Raw genomic sequence first — 17,062 nt, 5'->3', positions numbered from 1 at the left:
CTCGGCTCGGCTGCGCGGGACCGGTTCAGCTTCCGCAGCCGCACGCCGGTGCGGGCTCGGGGGTCGCGGGCGTCTCCGTGGCGGGGCTCTTGCCCATGTCGGCGGCGTCGGCCTTGACGACGTAGACCTCCCAGGGCTCGCGGCCGGGGCCGTGGACCCAGACCTTGTCCTGGAGGGCGTAGCAGCAGGAAGTGTCGTTCTCCTCGAAGGTGGCGAGCCCGGACTCCTTGAGGCGGGTCGTGGCGGCGGCGACCTGGGCGGTGGTGGTGACCTCGACGCCCAGGTGGTCCAGGCGGGTGGGCTGGCCCTCTTCGCCCTGGATGAGGACGAGCTTCAGCGGGGGCTCGGCGATGGCGAAGTTGGCGTAGCCGGGGCGGCGCTTGGCGGGCTCGACGCCGAAGAGTCGGGTGTAGAAGGTGACGGACGCTTCGAGGTCGGCGACGTTGAGGGCAAGCTGGACGCGGGACATGGTTCCTCCTCGAACAGGCTGTATCGATATTCATCGATGCCTTACACCGTCGAGCTTGCCCCTTGGATCGAAGTTCGTCAACATAGAAGCATGTCGAATCAAGAACTGCCGGTGATCGGACAGGACACGACGGCGGAGGGCCTCGGGACGGAGGGCTGCTGCCCCGGCCTGCTGACCGCGCCGCTGGACGAGGAGCAGGCCGTCGTGCTGGCGCGGGTCTTCAAGGCCCTGGGCGATCCGGTGCGGCTGCGGCTGTTGTCGATGATCGCGTCCCGCAAGGGCGGCGAGGTCTGCGTCTGCGACCTGACCCCGGCGTTCGACCTGTCCCAGCCGACGATCTCCCATCACCTGAAGCTCCTGCGCGAAGCCGGGCTGATCGCCTCCGAGCGGCGCGGCACGTGGGTGTACTACCGACTGCTGCCGGAGATGACCGACCGGCTGGCCGACATCCTCACCCGGCCAGCGGGCGAGCCCTTGCGCGAGTCCGCCGGGCTCTCCGCGTGACCGGCCCGGCGGAGCCGACGGGGCCGGTGGCCGCCCGGCTGTCGTTCCTCGACCGGTACCTCGCCCTGTGGATACTCGCCGCGATGGCCGCGGGTCTCGGCCTCGGCCGGCTCGTGCCCGGCCTGGGGGACGCGCTCGCCCGAGTGACGGTCGCGGGGGTCTCGCTGCCGATCGCGCTCGGGCTGCTGGTGATGATGTACCCGGTGCTGGCCAAGGTCCGCTACGACCGGCTGGACACCGTGACGGGCGACCGGCCCCTGCTGGTCTGGTCGCTGGTGCTGAACTGGGTGCTCGGCCCGGCGCTGATGTTCGCCCTCGCCTGGACCTTCCTCCCGGACCTGCCGGAGTACCGCACCGGACTGATCGTCGTCGGGCTCGCCCGCTGCATCGCCATGGTGATCATCTGGAACGACCTCGCCTGCGGCCACCGGGAGGCCGCCGCCGTCCTCGTCGCACTGAACTCCGTCTTCCAGGTGCTCGCCTTCGGCCTGCTGGGCTGGTTCTACCTCGACCTCCTGCCCGGCTGGCTCGGCCTGGCGACGACCGGCTTGGACGTCTCCGTCTGGGAGATCGCCGGCAGCGTCCTGATCTTCCTCGGCATTCCCCTCGCGGCCGGGTACCTCACCCGCCGCCTCGGGGAGAAGGCCCGGGGCCGCGACTGGTACGAGACGAAGCTGATCCCCCGGATCGGGCCGTTCGCCCTCTACGGGCTGCTGTTCACGATCGTCGTCCTCTTCGCCCTCCAGGGCGAGGCGATCACGTCGAAGCCGCTGGACGTGGCCCGGATCGCGCTCCCGCTGTTGGTGTACTTCGCCGTGATGTGGGCGGGGTCCATGGCGCTCGGCCGGGCGGTCGGGCTGGACTACCCGAAGACGACGACGCTGGCGTTCACCGCCGCGGGCAACAACTTCGAGTTGGCGATCGCCGTCGCCATCGCCACCTTCGGCGCGGCTTCGGGGCAGGCCCTCGCGGGGGTCGTCGGACCGCTGATCGAAGTACCGGTCCTGATCGGTCTGGTGCACGTCGCGCTGAAGGCGCGCCGCTTCTTCCCCGACCCCACCGCGCTCGGCCCTGCGGCCGGAGCGGGTGCCGTCCCAGAAGGGCCTGCCCGTGTCTGAACTCCAGCCGCCGAAGACGTCGAAGTCGTCGAAGTCGTCGAAGTCGTCGAAGTCGTCAGCGCCGTCGGTGCCGTCGGTGCTCTTCGTGTGCGTGCACAACGCGGGCCGTTCGCAGATGGCCGCCGCCTTCCTCACCCACCTCGCCGGCGACCGCATCGAGGTCCGCTCCGCCGGCTCCTCCCCGGCCGCGACGGTCAATCCGGCCGTCGTCGCGGCGATGCACGAGGTCGGCATCGACCTCGCCGCCGAGACGCCGAAGGTCCTCACCGCCGAGGCCGTGCGGGCGTCCGACGTGGTGATCACCATGGGCTGCGGCGACGCCTGCCCCGTCTTCCCCGGCAAGCAGTACCTGGACTGGACGCTGGAGGACCCGGCGGGGCGGGGCGTCGACGCGGTCCGGCAGATCCGGGACGAGATCGAGGGACGGGTGCGACGGCTGGCCACCGGTTTGGGCGTGGCGCTCGACGAATAGCCCACCGCTTCCGGGCGACTCGGCGGGCGGTCCCGGCTCGGCAACGGCCCCGCGTCACTGTTGCGTCGGTGAAACAGAGCGGAAAGGCAGCCGCTGCCGTACCTATGCACGACCAAAGCACAGGCTGTCCACGATGGGGAGGTCCGCGGGCGCCGTGGACATTCCCGTCGTCCCCTGCACGGAGGCTTCTTCCCTTGTCACCGATGACCGATCACCGCAGTGTGCGACCCCGCTCCGTCGGGGTCGCACGCCGCCGCGCCCTGACCGTCTCCGTCTTGGCTCTGGCCGGATTACAGGCGAGCACGGGACTCGTCGCCGCGCAGGACAGTGAACGTTCCGCCGCGACGGAACTCCGCTGGCAGCTCTGCTCGACCGCGGCGGTGAACTGGCCGGTTCCGAACGACACCCGTAGCGAGTGCGCCGAGCTGTCCGTACCGATGGACTACGCGAAGCCCGACGGCCGGAAGATCACGATCGCGGTGAGCCGCGTCAAGGCCACCCGCCCGAAGGCGGGCGCCGCACCGATCGTGGTCAACCTGGGCGGACCGGGGCTCTTCAACATCGCCGACTCGCACACGCTGACGCGACGCGGACTCGCCGCGCTCAACTCCGAGCGCGACTTCATCGGACTGGACGTCCGGGGAACCGGATACAGCGACCACGTCGCCTGCGCCTACAACCCGGTGGCCGAACCGCCGCCGACGGCGACGGAGAAGAGCGTCAAGAAGGCCGAATTCGACAACGAGGCCGAGTTCAACAACCGCTGCGCGGCCGTCGACCCGGAGTTCGTGCGCCAGCTCACCCCGGAGAACGCCGCCCGCGACATCGACCGGCTCCGGGCCGCGCTCGGCACGGAGAAGATCAGCTACTACGGGGCGTCCTTCGGCACCGCCATCGGAATGGCCTACCGTTCCCTGTTCGACCGCCGCACGGAACGCATGTGGCTGGACTCGGTGATGCCTCCGACGGGCCGCCACTGGCCCACGCTGGACGGCGAGATAGAGGCGGTGGGCCAGAAGAGCGGCACGCCGATGCTCGCCTGGTTGGCCCAGCGCGACGCCGAGTACGGCCTGGGCACCGACGAGTCCACGGTCGCTCGACGGCTGGGCGATCTCCGCAGCGAGTTGGAGCGGAAGCCGCGCGTCAGCGGCGGGGTGCGCTTGGGCGGGGACTGGGTCGGCGACCAGGTCATCCGCCCCCGGGAGGAGTGGGGCGAGGCGGCGCGGAACCTGGTCGCGGTGCGCAACGGGGGTACGCCCCCGACACCCCCGACACCCCAGGCAGCCAAGGCCGCACGGACACCGGTCGGCACCTTCGGGCTGGGCAACCCGCGCAGCGGCATGAACGCCATCCAGTACAACGCCATGCTCTGCAACGCCTCCGATCCCGCGAGCCGCCGTTTCGGGGACACCTGGGCGGCCCGGGAGGCCCGCCGTGCGGCTGACCCCTTGATGGGAGGAAGGTATTTCAGCGCCTGGTGCGCGAAGTGGCCGCTGAACGCGCCGGACGCCAAGCCCGTGCGCGGCAACAGCGCGCTCCAGCTCTCCGGCCACCTCTACGAGGCCGTCACTCCCCACGTATGGGCCGAACGGGCCAGGGACGCCACCGGTGGCACCCTGCTCACCGTGCTGGACGGCGTCCACGGCTCCCTGCCCTCATTGCCCTGCGCCACGAAGGCGGTCACCTTCTTCCGCACCGGGCAGAAGGCCGAGGGCACCTGTGACGGCCTCCAACAGCCCTGACACGGCTCACGGTCGCGCTACAGCGCCCGGGCGTGCCGACTGACGCGCCACGTCGCCCCGCGGGCGCCCGCGGGGCGACTCACGTCGCCGTCCACGCCCAGAAGTCGCGGAGCACCCGCGGGGGCGTCGGGCCCTCCAGGCCCAGCTGGGTCAGCAGGATCGCGACCGTGCCCGTCGTCGGGACGGCGTGCGCGGAGGTGCCGGTGCCGCCGATCCAGCCGTAGCGGCCGGGGACGTTCCACGGCTCGCGGACCGCGACGTCCACCGAGCCGCCGCAGCCCCAGCCCTGGCCCTCCAGGAACAGCTCGCCGCCCGCGCGCTGCTCCGGCGTCAGGTGGTCCGTCGTCATCAGGCGGACGGAGTCGGGGGTGAGCACGCCCGCACCGTCGGCGAGCAGCATGCGGCTGAAGGCGTGGAGGTCGTCGACGGTGGAGACCAGGCCGCCCGCGCCGGAGGGGAAACCGGGCTCCCGGCTCCAGAGGCCGTCCGGGGCGTCCCACAGCTCCGGCGGGCCGGACTCGGTCGGGCGGTAGAGGGCGGTGCAGCGGTCGAGGTCCGCGGGGCGCACGCTGAACGCGGTGTCGACCATGCGCAGGGGTTCGAAGATGCGCTCGGCCAGGAACTCCGGCAGGGGGCGGCCGGCGAGCCGGGCGATCAGGACGCCCTGGATGTCGGAGGTGGTGTTGTAGAGCCAGCGCTCACCGGGCTGGGCGAGCATCGGGATCCGGGCCAGGTCCGCGATCCACTCGTCGGGGGTGACGTCCGACGGCTCCGGGGGCCGTTGGCGCAGGTCGCTGAAGAGCGCCTGGACCGCGGGGAGCGAGAAGTCCGACGGGAAGCCGTAGCCGGCGCGCGCGGTGAGCAGGTCGAAGACGGTGACGGGGCGGGCCGCCGGGACGACGTCGTCGAGCGGGCTCTGGGGCGTACGGACCACGCGCGGCGCGGCGAGCTCCGGCAGCCACTCGTCGACCGGGTCGTGCAGCCCGACGCGGCCGTCCGCCACGAGCAGCAGCAGCGCCGCCGCGGTGATCGGCTTCGTCAGGGAGGCGACGCGGAAGAGCGAGCGCCGCTCCATCGGCGGTCCGTCGAACGCGGTGCGGCCCACCGCCGCGACCTCCACCTCGTCGCCGCGGGCGACCAGCGACACCGCCCCGGGCAGGGACCCCGCCTCGACGTGCGACGTCAACAGGGCTGCCAAGCTCGTCATACGACTTCCCTCTCGTGGGTGGGTACGGAGGGCAGACCGCGCCGACGGGCGGAACTCATCGCCGTCCCGTCGCCGTGCCCTTCACCGCGTCCAGCGCGTACACGCAGCGGTCCTTGCTGCACGCGTACACCACCCCGCCGCGCACCAGCGGGGAGCCGGTGATCTCGCCGCCGGTCGCGAGCTTCCAGCGGAGCTGGCCGCCGCCCGCGTCCAGGGTGTAGAGGACGTGGTCCGCGGAGCCGAAGTGGACGCGGCCGTCGGCGACGACGGGGGCGCCGATGACCTCGCCGCCGGCCGCGAACCGCCACAGCGGGGTGCCGGTGACCGCGTCGAGGGTGTAGAGCGCGGAGCCGCTGCCCACGTGCACGTGGCCGGCCGTCACCAGCACCGGTTCGATGGACTGGCGGGCCTCGGTGGCGATCCGCCAGCGGTCCTTGCCGGTGGTGGCGTCCAGCGCGTAGACGGTGCCGAGGTAGTCGGCGAGGTACACCCCGCCGCCGGTGACGGCGGGCCCGGGCGCGAAGGCGGGCGGCGACAGGAAGACCGCGGGGGCCTCGAAGTGCCAGCGGACCAGGCCGTTCGCGACGTCGACGGCGAAGACCCGGGTGCCGGCCGAGACGTACGCGAAGCCGTCGGCGGCCGGGTGGACGCGGACGGGGACGCCCCCGCAGGACGCGGCGTCCCCGACGGGGTACGACCAGCGCTCCACGCCGGTGCGGGCCTCCAGGGCGCGCAGCCGGGCGTCCTTCCACACGTACACCGTGTCGCCGCTGATGACGGGCCCGGCTTCCGGGGTCTCGAAGTCGGTCTGGGCGCCGGTCAGCTCCCACAGCTTCTCGCCGTTGGACGCCTCCCACGCCTGGACGCCGCCGCCGCGGGTGCCGGTCAGCACGGTGCCGCGGTCGGTCTTGAGGGAGTACACCCAGGCGTCGGTGCCGACGCGCCAGCGCTCCTGGCCGTCGGCCGCGTCCAGGGCGTAGAGGGTGGGACCGTCGGACGCGTGGATCCGGCCGCCGTCCACGGACATCGTCCAGGCCACGTCGCGGGTCTTGAACTGGCGCCGGCCGGTGCCGATGTCGAGGGCGTGCACCTCGAAGGAGGTGACGTACAGCAGCCCGGCGTCGACGACGGGGGTGCCCCAGACCTCGTTGGACATGCGGAACCGCCAGGGCCGCCAGTGCGCGGGGGCCTCGGGCGCGGCCGGGGGCCGGGTGGGCGGCGGCGGGGCGGGCGGGCCCTGCGGCGGGGGCGGTGCGGTGCCGTTCAGCCCCGCGGGCGGCCGGATCCAGCCGGTGACCGGAGGGGAGCCGGGCAGCGGGCCGCGCGCGTCGGAGACCCGGAGGCCGGGGCCGATCGGCTCCCGTACGCCCGGTAGCTGCACGGAGGCCGCGGCGGAGGGCGAGACGCCGTTGGTACGGGGGTCGTGCGCGCTCTGCCGGGCCCACTCGGGGTCGCGCCGCGGCGGAACGGGCGAGGCGTTCGGCGGTCGCCAGGGCGCGGGCGGGGCCGGCGGCGCCTGGGTGCGGCCGCCGCCCCGACGGGCCTCGATCATCGCCATCGCCCCGGCGGGCAGCCAGGCGGACGCGGTGCCGCCGTCGTCCCCGGAGGCGAAGAGGTGCGGTGCGAGCTGGGCCTGGAGGTCTTCGGGGGTGGGGCGGCGGGCGGCGTCGCCGCCCATGCAGGACTCGATCAGGGGCCGCAGCTCGTCCGGCAGGCCCTCCAGGTCCGGGCCCTCGCGCAGCAGCATGAAGACGGTCTCGACCGGGTTCGCGCCGTGGAAGGGGGCGTGGCCGGTGGCGGCGAAGACGAGGGTGGAGCCGAGGGAGAAGACGTCGCTGGCGCCGGTGACGCTGCGGGAGTCCCTGGCCTGCTCGGGCGACATGTAGGCGGGGGTGCCCACGGCGACGTTCGTCATGGTCAGCCGGGTGTTGGAGACCCCGGACGCGATGCCGAAGTCGATCACGCGCGGCCCGTCCTCGACGACGAGGACGTTCGACGGCTTCAGGTCGCGGTGGACGAGCCCGGCGCCGTGGATGGACTGCAGCGCCTCCGCGATGCCCGCGGCCAGCCAGCGCACGGCCTGGGCGGGCAGCGGCCCGGACTCGTTCACTATCTCTTCCAGCGAGGGCGCGGGGACGTACGCGGTGGCCAGCCACGGCACGTCGGCCCGCGGGTCGGCGTCCACCACGGCGGCGGTGTAGAAGCCGCTGACGGCCCGGGCCGCCTCCACCTCGCGGGTGAAGCGGACCCGGAAGAGCTGGTCCTCGGCGAGTTCGGTGCGCACGGTCTTGATCGCCACCCGGCGGCCGGATGCCGACCGGGCGAGGTACACCAGCCCCATGCCGCCCGCGCCGAGCCGGCCCAGCACCTCGAACGGACCGATCCGTCTCGGGTCGTGCTGCGTCAGCTGTTCCATCCCTGCCACCTCCCCGTACGGGCCCCGGCTCCTTCAGGCCCGTATCCAAGCCCTGTGCGGCGTCTCACCGCCGAGCCCCACAGCGGTCGCGCACCCCGATTGTTCCTGTCCAGGGCGACGGTTGCGAACCCGGGGGCGGATCGGGGTGTCTCGCCCGGTTTCGGACACGACGGGCACATCGGGGCGCGAAAGGCGCGCTCCGGGGCCGACTCGGGACCCGCCCCGACACCGCACGCCGTGTGCTGATTGTCCGGAAGTAGGGAGATTCATCCAGGGAAAACACAGCAGGGGCGGACGGCGGCGCAGCGGCCGGTACGAACGGCGTCGACGGCGGGCGGGAAGCGGGCGCACGGCGCGAAGCGGCGTGATCCTTGACGCAGAAATGGACGAAGGACACCGCACCGGGTGGCTGAGAACGGCCGGTGCACCCCATTTGCAGTCGGCCGAATCGCGCGCCGATCACCCCTCGGTAAGCTGACGGCATGACAGGACAAGTACGCACTGTCGACGGCCGAGTGGCCGGACGACGCGGCCAGGCGACGCGGCAGAAGCTGCTCGACTGCCTCAGCGAGATGCTCAGCTCCTCGCCGTACCGGGACGTCAAGGTGATCGACGTGGCCCGGAAGGCGGGCACTTCCCCCGCCACCTTCTATCAGTACTTCCCCGACGTAGAGGGCGCCGTTCTCGAAATCGCCGAGGAAATGGCCAAAGAAGGCGCGAGTCTGACCGAACTGGTATCCGGTCGCGCCTGGGTCGGCAAGTCCGCCTGGCAGACGGCGGAGGACCTCGTCGACGGTTTCCTCGACTTCTGGCGGCGCAACGACGCCATCCTCCGGGTCGTCGACCTCGGTGCCGCCGAGGGCGACAAGCGCTTCTACAAGATCCGCATGAAGATCCTGAACTCGGTCACCAACTCCCTCACGGACGCGGTCAAGGAGCTCCAGGCCAAGGGCCGGGTCGACAAGGACGTCAGCCCCGCCGCGATCTCCGGTTCGCTGGTCGCAATGCTCGCCGCCGTCGCCTCGCACCAGAAGGGCTTCACCACCTGGGGCGTGAAGCAGGCCGAACTGCGACCGAACCTCGCACTCTTGGTCCACCTCGGCATCACGGGCAAGAAGCCGCTGAAGTAGGGGCCCGACCCCGGCGCGCTCGCCCGCGCCGCACGTCGGGCCCCCAGGCCCAGGCCCCCCTCCCCCGCCGCGGTCCGTCAGTCCGCGGTTCCCGGCTTCGCGCCCCATATGTAGAGCGCGTCGTCGATGTCCAGCAGGTCCCACAGCGCCTTCGCGTCCGCGAGGCGCAGGTTGATGCAGCCCGCCGACCCTCCGCCGTCGTAGAGGTCGTCCAGCCTGCCGTGCAGCGCCTGCCCCCCGTCGAAGAACTGGGCGTACGGCATGGGCGCGTTGTCGTAGATCGTCGAGACGTGGTCGCGGCTGCGCCAGTAGATGGAGTGCCAGCCGAGCCTGGTCTCCTGGCTGTCCCGTCCGCTGCGGATGGGCACCGGGTCGAAGACCACGTCCTTCTTCTTCTGCACCCACAGCAGTTGCCGGTCCAGGTCCACGCAGGTCACCCGGTAGTTCTTGACGGGGCACTTGCCGGCCGCGTTCGGGTTGGCGCGGGCCTTGACGGCGACCATGACGCGGTACGTGCCGAGGCTCGCGTACCCGGTCGCCGGGTCGATGTCGTTCTTCGTCTGGAAGTCCCGGATGGCGACGCAGTCGGCCTCCGACTGGACGCCGTCCACCGGCCGCTTCAGGAACTCCTCCATGGGCCGCTGGTACGGGCCCGTACCGGCCGTGCAGGGCGCGGGGGCCGCGGCGGCGCCCGGCGCGGCGACGAGCGTGCCGGCGAGGGCCGCGGCCAGCGCCGTCGCGGCGAGTGCGGCGGTGGGCCGCGGGCCGGTACGTATCCGGGCCGCCTCGTCCGAACCTCCGGCGGCCTTCCCTGTGGTGTTGCGTCGCATGCGGCACTCCGTCCTCGTGCGTACCCCCGGATCACCCCCAGTCCAGAGGTACCAGCGCGCGTCGGAACGCGCCGCCACGGCGGGCCAAAAAGGTGAGAGGCGCGGGCGCCCGTTCCCGGCGCGCCCGCGCCCCTTGTCACCCCGTCAGGGGTTTGCCGTGAGGAGGTTCCCCGTCGGGGGGTCCGCCTCAGGGCGGGTCGTCAGCCCTTGCGCTGCTCGACGACCCCGCCGTGCTTCTGGCCCTTGCCCTTGCCGGGCTCGCCACGCTTGTTGGCGACCTCGACGCGGACGGGCTCGTCGGCGTTCTCGGCGGTGATGGTGAACGGCCCGCTGACCGGGTTCTCCGGCAGGACGTACCCCTCGGGCACGGCCGTCTCCAGCACGTAGTACGTGCCGAGCGCCAGCTCGTCGAACGTGCAGTCGCCCTGCGCGTCCGTGGAGCAGCCGGGGCCGACGCGGGTGTCCGCCGCGGTGCCGCCCGACGGCCTGGTCTGGAGGCCGGGCACGTCGTTGGTCTCCCTCCACAGCTCGAACACCGCACCGGGGAGCGCCTTGCCGTTCTTGGCGTCCTTCTTGTGGACGTCGATCTCGCCCTTCGGCGGGGTCGGCGTCTTGGTGTTCTGCGCGGTGACCGTGGCGCCCTGCTGGGCGTTCTCCTCGGTCAGTTCGATCGGGAAGACCGGGTTCGCCGGCAGCTCGTAGCCGGGCGGTGCCGACGTCTCCTGCCAGTAGTACTCACCGATCTCGACCGTGCGGGTGCAGCGGCCGTTGGCGCCGGTGGTGCAGGGGGTGCCCACCCGGGTGTCGGGGTCCGCACCGGTGGTCTGGAGACCGGGGATCCCGTTGGTCTCCTCCCACAGCTGGAACACCGCGCCGGAGAGCGCGGCACCGGAGATGGCGTCCTCCTTGACCACCGTCACGTCACCGCGGACGGGCGGGACGGGGGTCTTGACGTTCTCCGCGGTGACGGTCACGCCGCCGGGGATCTCGCCTTCGGTCAGTTCGATCGGGAACACCGGGTTCGCCGGCAGGTCGTACCCGCTGGGCGCGGTGATCTCGCGCCAGTAGTACGTACCGGCGACGACGTCGCGCGAGCACCGGCCGTTCACCCCGGTGGTGCAGGGCGGCGGGAGCTGCGTGTCGGGGTTCGCGCCCGTGGTCTGGAGACCGGCGACGCCGTTGGTCTCGTGCCAGAGCTGGAAGACGGCACCGGCGAGCGGGTCACCGGTCTCCGAGTCGACCTTGACCACGGTGATCGGCGCCTCGCCGGGCGGGGTCGCGGTGTTCTCGGCGGTGACGGTCACGCCGTCCGGGATCTCCCCTTCGGTCAGGACGATGGGGAAGACCGGGTTCGCCGGCAGGTCGTAACCGTCCGGCGCCGAGATCTCGCGCCAGTAGTACGTACCGGCGACGACGTCGCGCGAGCACCGGCCGTTCACCCCGGTGGTGCAGGGCGGCGGGAGCTGCGTGTCCGGGTTCGCACCCGTGGTCTGGAGACCGGCGACGCCGTTCGTCTCGTGCCAGAGCTGGAACACCGCACCCGCGAGCGGGTCACCGGTCTCCGAGTCGACCTTGACCACCGTGATCGGCGCCTCGCCGGGCGGGGTCGCGGTGTTCTCGGCGGTGACGGTCACGCCGTCGGCGGCGTTCGCCGGAGTCAGCACCAGCGGTCCGAAGACCGGGTCCGTCGGGAGGTCGTAGCCCTCCGGCGCCGCCGTCTCCAGCCAGTAGTACGTGCCGATCGGGACGGTGCGCGCGCACTCGCCGTTCGCCCCGGTGGTGCAGGGGGCGCCGACCTGGGTGTCGGGGTCGGTTCCGGAGATCTGAAGACCGGGGATCCCGTTGGTCTCCTCCCAGAGCTGGAAGTCGGCTCCGGCGAGCGGGGCGCCCGTCGCCGAGTCCTCCTTCACCACCGTCACGTCACCGGTGATGATCGGGGTGCGGGTGTTCTCGGCGGTGACGGTGACGCCCTCGGCGGCGTTCTCGTCCGTCAGCACCAGCGGTCCGAAGACGGGGTTCGCCGGCAGGTCGTAGCCGGGCGGCGCCGACGTCTCCTGCCAGTAGTACTGCCCGACCTCGACGGTGCGGGTGCAGCGGCCGTTCAGCCCGGTGACGCAGGGCGCGCCGACCGTGGTGTCCGGGTCGGCACCGGTGGTCTGGAGACCGGGGATGCCGTTGGTCTCCTCCCACAGCTGGAAGGTGGCGCCGGGCAGGGTGGCGCCCGAGATGGCGTCCTCCTTGACGACCGTCACGTCACCGCGGGCCGGCGGCACCGGCACCTTCACGTTCTCCGCGGTCACCGAGACCCCGTCCGGGATGTCGGCTTCGGTGAGGGTGAGCGGGAAGACCGGGTTCGCCGGCAGCTCGTAGCCGGGCGGCGGGGTGATCTCGCGCCAGTAGTACGTGCCGGCGACCAGGTCGCGGCTGCACTGGCCGTCGGTGCCCGTGGTGCAGGGCGGCGGCAGTTGGGTGTCCGGGTTGGCGCCGGTGGTCTGGAGACCGGCGACGCCGTTCGTCTCGTGCCACAGCTGGAACTCGGCGCCGGCCAGCGGCGCGCCCGTCTCCGAGTCGACCTTGACGACAGTCACCGGGCCCTCGCCCGGCGGGACCGGGGTGCGGGCGTTGTCGACGTCGACGTTCACGCCGGTCGCCGCGTTCTCCTCGGTGAGGGTGAGCGGGAAGACCGTCACGGCGGGCAGGTCGTACCCGGGCGGGGCCGAGACCTCGCGCCAGTAGTACGTGCCGACGGGGACGATCCGGGCGCACTCGCCGACCACGTCCGTGGTGCAGTCCGGCAGGAGCTGGGTGTCCGGGTTCGGGCCCGTGGTCTGGAGACCGGTCACGCCGTTCGTCTCGTGCCACAGCTCGAAGATGGCGCCGGGCAGCGGCTCGCCCGTCTCCGCGTCGAACTTCTCGACGGAGACCTCACCGGTGACCGGGGTGCGGCTGTTGTCCGCGGTGACGGTGACGCCGCCGGGGACTTCCTCGGCCGTCAGCACGATCGGGAAGACCGGGTCGGCCGGCAGGTCGTAGCCCGGCGGTGCGGCCGTCTCCTGCCAGTAGTACGTCCCCGGCTCCACGGTCTGGGAGCAGGTTCCGTCGGCGCCCGTGGTGCAGGGGGTGCCGATCTTCGAGTCGGGCGAGGCGCCCGTGGTCTGGAGGCCGGGCTCGCCGTTGGTCTCCTCCCAGAGCTGGAAGGTGGCGCCGGCCAGCGGGTCGCCGGTGGTGGCGTCCTGCTTGACGACCTTCACCGGGGCGGTCGGGACCACCACGGAGCAGTCCGGCAGGTCGCCGTTGAAGGGGTACGCGTGGAACTCCTGGCCGCCGCCACCGCCGACCACGCTGGTGTGCGTGATGTTGCCGGTGGAGAAGAAACGACCGTTGGTGCCCGGCAGGGTCACCGTGGTGTTCGACGCCTGGTTGCCGATCAGCACGCTGCCCTGGAACTGGCCGGTGCCCTTGAGGGTGACCGTGCCGGCGTCGGGGAAGTTCCACAGCAGCCGCTCGCGGAGCGCGTTGAGCGGGTCGGTGTCGGCGATGCCGCCGCTGTAGGTGTTGATGGTGCGGTTGCCGCCCAGGACGTTCACCAGGACCGTGGCGTTCGCCGGGATGTTGTTGAAGACCAGGCCCTGCTGTCCGCCGGAGGCCGACTGCATGTCGAAGTCGACGTTGAAGACCTGGAGCGCGGAGGTGCCGTCACCGGTGAAGGTGGTCTGGCCGCCCTCGTTGACCGCGGTGCCGGTGGCCGGTCGGGTGCCGGTCTCGGTGCGCGCGTAGCACTGGCTGGCGCTGGTCAGTTCGTCCCGCAGCGCGGTGTAGGGGGCCGCGGCGTTGGGGTCCTGGATGACCGTGCCCTCGATGGTGCCGGTCGCGGTGCCCGCGTGGCGGACGTTGCCGCCGTCGGCGAGCAGTCGCTGGCCGGCGGCGATGGAGACGTTGCCGCCGGTGGTGAGGAAGTCGGTGCCTTCGTCCGGGGGCACGCGCGAACCGACGCCGACGACGCCGATGTTGTAGATGGCGCTGCCGCCGGCGGCCTTGTTCTGGTCGAAGTTCCCGAGGACGACGACCTTGCCCTCGGCTTCGGCCGCGCGCTCGCGGACGAGGAAGTTTCCACCCGCGAAGATGTTGATGTTGTTGTCACGGCCGGCGATGGGGCCGTTGTTGATCGGCGGGTACGGGTCGGGGCAGTCGCCCGGCAGACAGGGGCCGAGGCCGCCGGGGAGCGGGGCGCGCAGCAGCGGGGCGCGGCTGGCGCTCTTGGCGCCCGCGCCCTTGCCGCCGGCGCGCTGGCCCTTCTCCTTGCCCTGCGCCCTGTTGTCCTTGTCCTGCCCGGAGTCGGCCGCGGTGACGGCCCGCACTCCTTGGCCGGGCACGGCGACGGCGTTGGTCGCCATGCCCGGTGCGAGGGCGAACGCGGGTGCGGCGACCGCCAGGACCGTACAGGCCAGGCCCGCGGTCCAGGAGCGTTGTCGCAGCCGCGTGAGAACTGCTCTCATCACATCGACTTCTCTCGTTAGGTCGTGGGACTCCCGTTACGGATCCCCGCCCAAGGCTGACGAGCCGACACATCCGGACAGAAGCGACACTCCCAGACAAGGCGAACACTGATTCTGATAATCACCCGCGCGTCGGTACGTCGTCGGGCGCGCCGGATATTCGCTGGCGCTATCGCCCGGCAGGAGGCAGAGTCGCGCGCGGACGGGCCGACGCCCGTGCCCGTAGCCCAGCCGGCCCGGCCAGCTCAGCCAGCTCAGCCACGCTCTCGAACAGGGACGACGCCCGATGCCGCACCCCTCGGCCCTCGATGCCGACGCCGTACGACGACTGCTCAGCCTCGAATCGCCGCCCGCGCTCCCCGTCCAACGCGTCGCCGAGGGGGGCGAGCACGTCACGTGGACGATCGGCGCGGACCGGGTGCTGCGGATGGCGGTGGACGAGGAGACCTCCGAGCGCCAGCGGCGGGAGGTGCGGCTGCGGGACGCGGTGCGCGGTCACCTGCCGGTGGCGGTGCCGCGGAGCCTGGCCGCGGGCGAGTGGGCGCCCGGGCTCGCGTACACCGTGGACACCTTGCTGCCGGGGGTCTCGGCGGAGCGGCGCACGGTGTCGGGGACGGGGGAGCAGGACCTGTCGGGGCTGCTGGCGGGCTTGCGTTCGTACGACGCCGGGAACGCAGAAGGAAGCGCGGGGGACGACGGCCTCGGGCTGCCGTCGGAGCCGTGGCGCGACCTCGTGGAGCTCAAGGCGCGGGCCCTGGTCGCGGCCCGCCGACTCGCCGCGGACCGGGAGTTCGACGCCACCCTCACCGAGCGCCGGCTGCACGCCCCGCCCGAGCCCGAGCCGTCGGTCGTCCTCCTCCACAACGACCTCAAGGGCGAGCACCTGCTGGTCGACGAGGACGGCGCGCTGACCGGCGTACTGGACTGGACGGACGCCGCGCTGGGCGACCCGGCCGAGGACGTCGCCGGACTCGCCATCGCCGTCGGCGCCTCCGCCGCGGTCCGGGCCGCCGCGCTCGCCTCGTACGGACCTCAGGTGTGTCTGCGCGGGCTGTGGCTGGCGCGCTGCGACACCCTGCTGAACCTCTCGGACGCGCTGTACGGGCCGGACGACAGCCCGGTCCCGCTGCTGCGCACGCAGCGCGGGCGCGCTTGGCAGCTCACGCCGCTGGACTTGTGAGGCCGGGCCCCCGGGGAGCTCGTCGACGGCTCCCGGGGCCCGGCGTCATCGCTGCTCAGCGACGGATCGCGGTGGGCAGCTTGACGTGCGTGATCTTGGTGTTCAGGCCGCTGTCGCGCAGCCGGCCGTTCTCGTCGAACGCTTCGGGCCCGTCCGTCATCCCGAAGTCGTTGTCGTTGATCAGCGCGAGGGTGTCCCGGCCCACCAGGGCGGCGCCCTCGACCTTGCCCGGCACGCCGGGGACCTTGCCCAGGTCGACGACGAGGCTCTTGGCCAGCACGTCGACGCCGGCGCCGGCGAGGTCCGCGGTCTGCTCGTAGCTGGGGGACGTCGCGACCTCGTCCCAGCGGCTGTCGAGGATGCCCTCGTCGCTCGGCAGGGTCACCCGGTGCAGCCGGGCGGTGCGGTCGGTGCGCTCCTGCACCAGGACGGTGTTCGCGCCCACCGGGACCAGCGCGGACACCTTCAACTCGGACTGGTCGGCCTCCTGCGGGTCCACCACGTTCACCGGGTCGACCTGGTAGGCGTACTCCCCCGTCACCTCGCCCTCCTCGGGCGAGAACCGCAGCAGCCGCAGGTTCCGGGACGCCTCGCCGGCGGCCTTGTCGGGCACCAGCAGCGGGCTCTGCACCGCGATCACCAGATCGCCGCCGGGCAGTACGGTCAGCGCCTCGAAGCCGCGGTTCTGCTTGCGGTTCAGCAGGATCGACGGCAGCGCCTCGACCACGGGGTAGTCGGCGCCCTGCAACTTCAGGCCCTCGGGCACGTAGCGGGTGAGCACCTTGCCGCGCGCGGAGAGGTGGACCAGGGACGGGCTGTACTCGTCGACCACCCAGAACGTGCCGTCGGCGGCCCGGGCCAGGCCCTCGGCGTCGAGCCCGTTCGGGTTCGTCTCCAGCGCCGTGCGGGCGTCGTACGTGAACGGGGCCTCGTCCCGCGAGAGTTGGTTCGGCAGGCCGGTGACGGGCTTGCCGGAGCGGGTGGTGATCGGGACGGCGTCGAGCACCCGCAGCCGTGCGCCGTCGGCCTTCACCCGGACGATCGCCGGGCTGAACCCGGGAACGGCGAACGTGCGGCGCTTCTTGCCGTCCACGGTGATCAGGCCGTTGGGACCGCGGTCGGTGAGCGCCCAGAACTCGCCCGGCCGGTCGGCCGGGTAGAGGTCGCTGCCGACGCCGAGGTGCACGCCGCGGTCGTTGTCGACCGAGCCGGGGAACAGCCCGTTGCTGAAGTCGGCGAGCGGTATCTCGTCCAGCACGGCCGAGCCGGTGACCACGGGCCCGCGGGCCTGCTTCGGGGCCTCGCCGCCCGGCCGGTCGTCGGTCGCGGTCGCCGTGAAGGCGACGCCGCCGACCAGGGCGAGGGGCAGGGCGACGGTGAGCGCGACGCGCAGGGGGCGCGGCAGGCGGGAACGGTGCGCGTGGGCGCGGTTACGGGGGGACATCGGGCCTCCTGGTGGGGGACAGGAACCGAGCGGTCGGCCGGCGAAGGACGCCGA

General features: G+C 72.6%; 12 protein-coding genes. 6 read left to right on the top strand and 6 right to left on the bottom strand.

The window, feature by feature from the left end; genetic code table 11:
• Positions 1-25 precede the first annotated feature (25 nt).
• On the bottom strand, positions 26-469 hold the full coding sequence (locus ACH4E8_RS07610) for an ArsI/CadI family heavy metal resistance metalloenzyme (protein WP_398445344.1): 444 nt from the start codon (positions 467-469) through the stop codon (positions 26-28).
• A gap of 90 nt (positions 470-559) precedes the next feature.
• Between ACH4E8_RS07610 and ACH4E8_RS07605 the strand changes: the two genes are divergently transcribed.
• The 4 genes from ACH4E8_RS07605 (at position 560) to ACH4E8_RS07590 (ending at position 4,305) form a co-directional block, all read left to right on the top strand.
• Positions 560-973: an ArsR/SmtB family transcription factor gene (locus ACH4E8_RS07605; protein ID WP_398445342.1), complete on the top strand. Its 414-nt coding sequence runs from the start codon at positions 560-562 to the stop codon at positions 971-973.
• On the top strand, positions 970-2,091 hold the full coding sequence (gene arsB, locus ACH4E8_RS07600) for an ACR3 family arsenite efflux transporter (RefSeq protein ID WP_398445340.1): 1,122 nt from the start codon (positions 970-972) through the stop codon (positions 2,089-2,091). Before ACH4E8_RS07605 ends, arsB begins: the two co-directional genes overlap by 4 nt.
• A 67-nt stretch (positions 2,092-2,158) precedes the next feature.
• Positions 2,159-2,563: an arsenate reductase ArsC gene (locus ACH4E8_RS07595; RefSeq protein ID WP_398446078.1), complete on the top strand. Its 405-nt coding sequence runs from the start codon at positions 2,159-2,161 to the stop codon at positions 2,561-2,563.
• A gap of 275 nt (positions 2,564-2,838) precedes the next feature.
• Positions 2,839-4,305, top strand: coding sequence for an alpha/beta fold hydrolase (locus tag ACH4E8_RS07590; RefSeq protein WP_398445338.1), 1,467 nt, complete (start codon positions 2,839-2,841; stop codon positions 4,303-4,305).
• Between the two features lie 79 nt (positions 4,306-4,384).
• On the opposite strand, the gene ACH4E8_RS07585 is transcribed toward ACH4E8_RS07590, so the two are convergent.
• Both ACH4E8_RS07585 and ACH4E8_RS07580 read right to left on the bottom strand, forming a co-directional pair.
• Positions 4,385-5,512 (bottom strand): serine hydrolase domain-containing protein, encoded by a 1,128-nt coding sequence (locus tag ACH4E8_RS07585; protein WP_398445336.1) that lies wholly within the window; start codon positions 5,510-5,512, stop codon positions 4,385-4,387.
• A 55-nt stretch (positions 5,513-5,567) separates the two neighbouring features.
• The gene (locus ACH4E8_RS07580; RefSeq protein ID WP_398445334.1) at positions 5,568-7,928 is read right to left on the bottom strand and encodes a PQQ-binding-like beta-propeller repeat protein; all 2,361 of its coding nucleotides are present in this window, start codon (positions 7,926-7,928) and stop codon (positions 5,568-5,570) included.
• Positions 7,929-8,410: 482 nt separating this feature from the next.
• Here ACH4E8_RS07580 and ACH4E8_RS07575 point away from each other — a divergent pair, with 482 nt between their 5' ends.
• Positions 8,411-9,058, top strand: a complete 648-nt coding sequence (locus ACH4E8_RS07575) for a TetR family transcriptional regulator (RefSeq protein ID WP_398445332.1) — start codon at positions 8,411-8,413, stop codon at positions 9,056-9,058.
• Between the two features lie 77 nt (positions 9,059-9,135).
• Here ACH4E8_RS07575 and ACH4E8_RS07570 read toward each other — a convergent pair whose 3' ends face one another.
• The gene (locus ACH4E8_RS07570) at positions 9,136-9,888 is read right to left on the bottom strand and encodes a L,D-transpeptidase (protein WP_398445330.1); all 753 of its coding nucleotides are present in this window, start codon (positions 9,886-9,888) and stop codon (positions 9,136-9,138) included.
• 200 nt (positions 9,889-10,088) lie between these two features.
• A complete protein-coding gene (locus ACH4E8_RS07565) occupies positions 10,089-14,384 on the bottom strand; it encodes a SpaA isopeptide-forming pilin-related protein (RefSeq protein WP_398445328.1) in 4,296 nt (1,431 codons plus the stop codon).
• 286 nt (positions 14,385-14,670) lie between these two features.
• Between ACH4E8_RS07565 and ACH4E8_RS07560 the strand changes: the two genes are divergently transcribed.
• Complete coding sequence (locus tag ACH4E8_RS07560) at positions 14,671-15,564, top strand: phosphotransferase family protein (protein ID WP_398445327.1); 894 nt, start codon at positions 14,671-14,673, stop codon at positions 15,562-15,564.
• A 55-nt stretch (positions 15,565-15,619) separates the two neighbouring features.
• On the opposite strand, the gene ACH4E8_RS07555 is transcribed toward ACH4E8_RS07560, so the two are convergent.
• Complete coding sequence (locus ACH4E8_RS07555) at positions 15,620-17,008, bottom strand: esterase-like activity of phytase family protein (RefSeq protein ID WP_398445325.1); 1,389 nt, start codon at positions 17,006-17,008, stop codon at positions 15,620-15,622.
• Positions 17,009-17,062: the final 54 nt, after the last annotated feature.

It is taken from the genome of Streptomyces sp. NPDC017979 (assembly GCF_044328175.1).
In the GTDB taxonomy this organism is placed as follows: domain Bacteria; phylum Actinomycetota; class Actinomycetes; order Streptomycetales; family Streptomycetaceae; genus Streptomyces.
The sequence above is the reverse complement of the archived record's forward strand: the minus strand, read 5'-3'. Positions and strand labels throughout refer to the sequence as shown.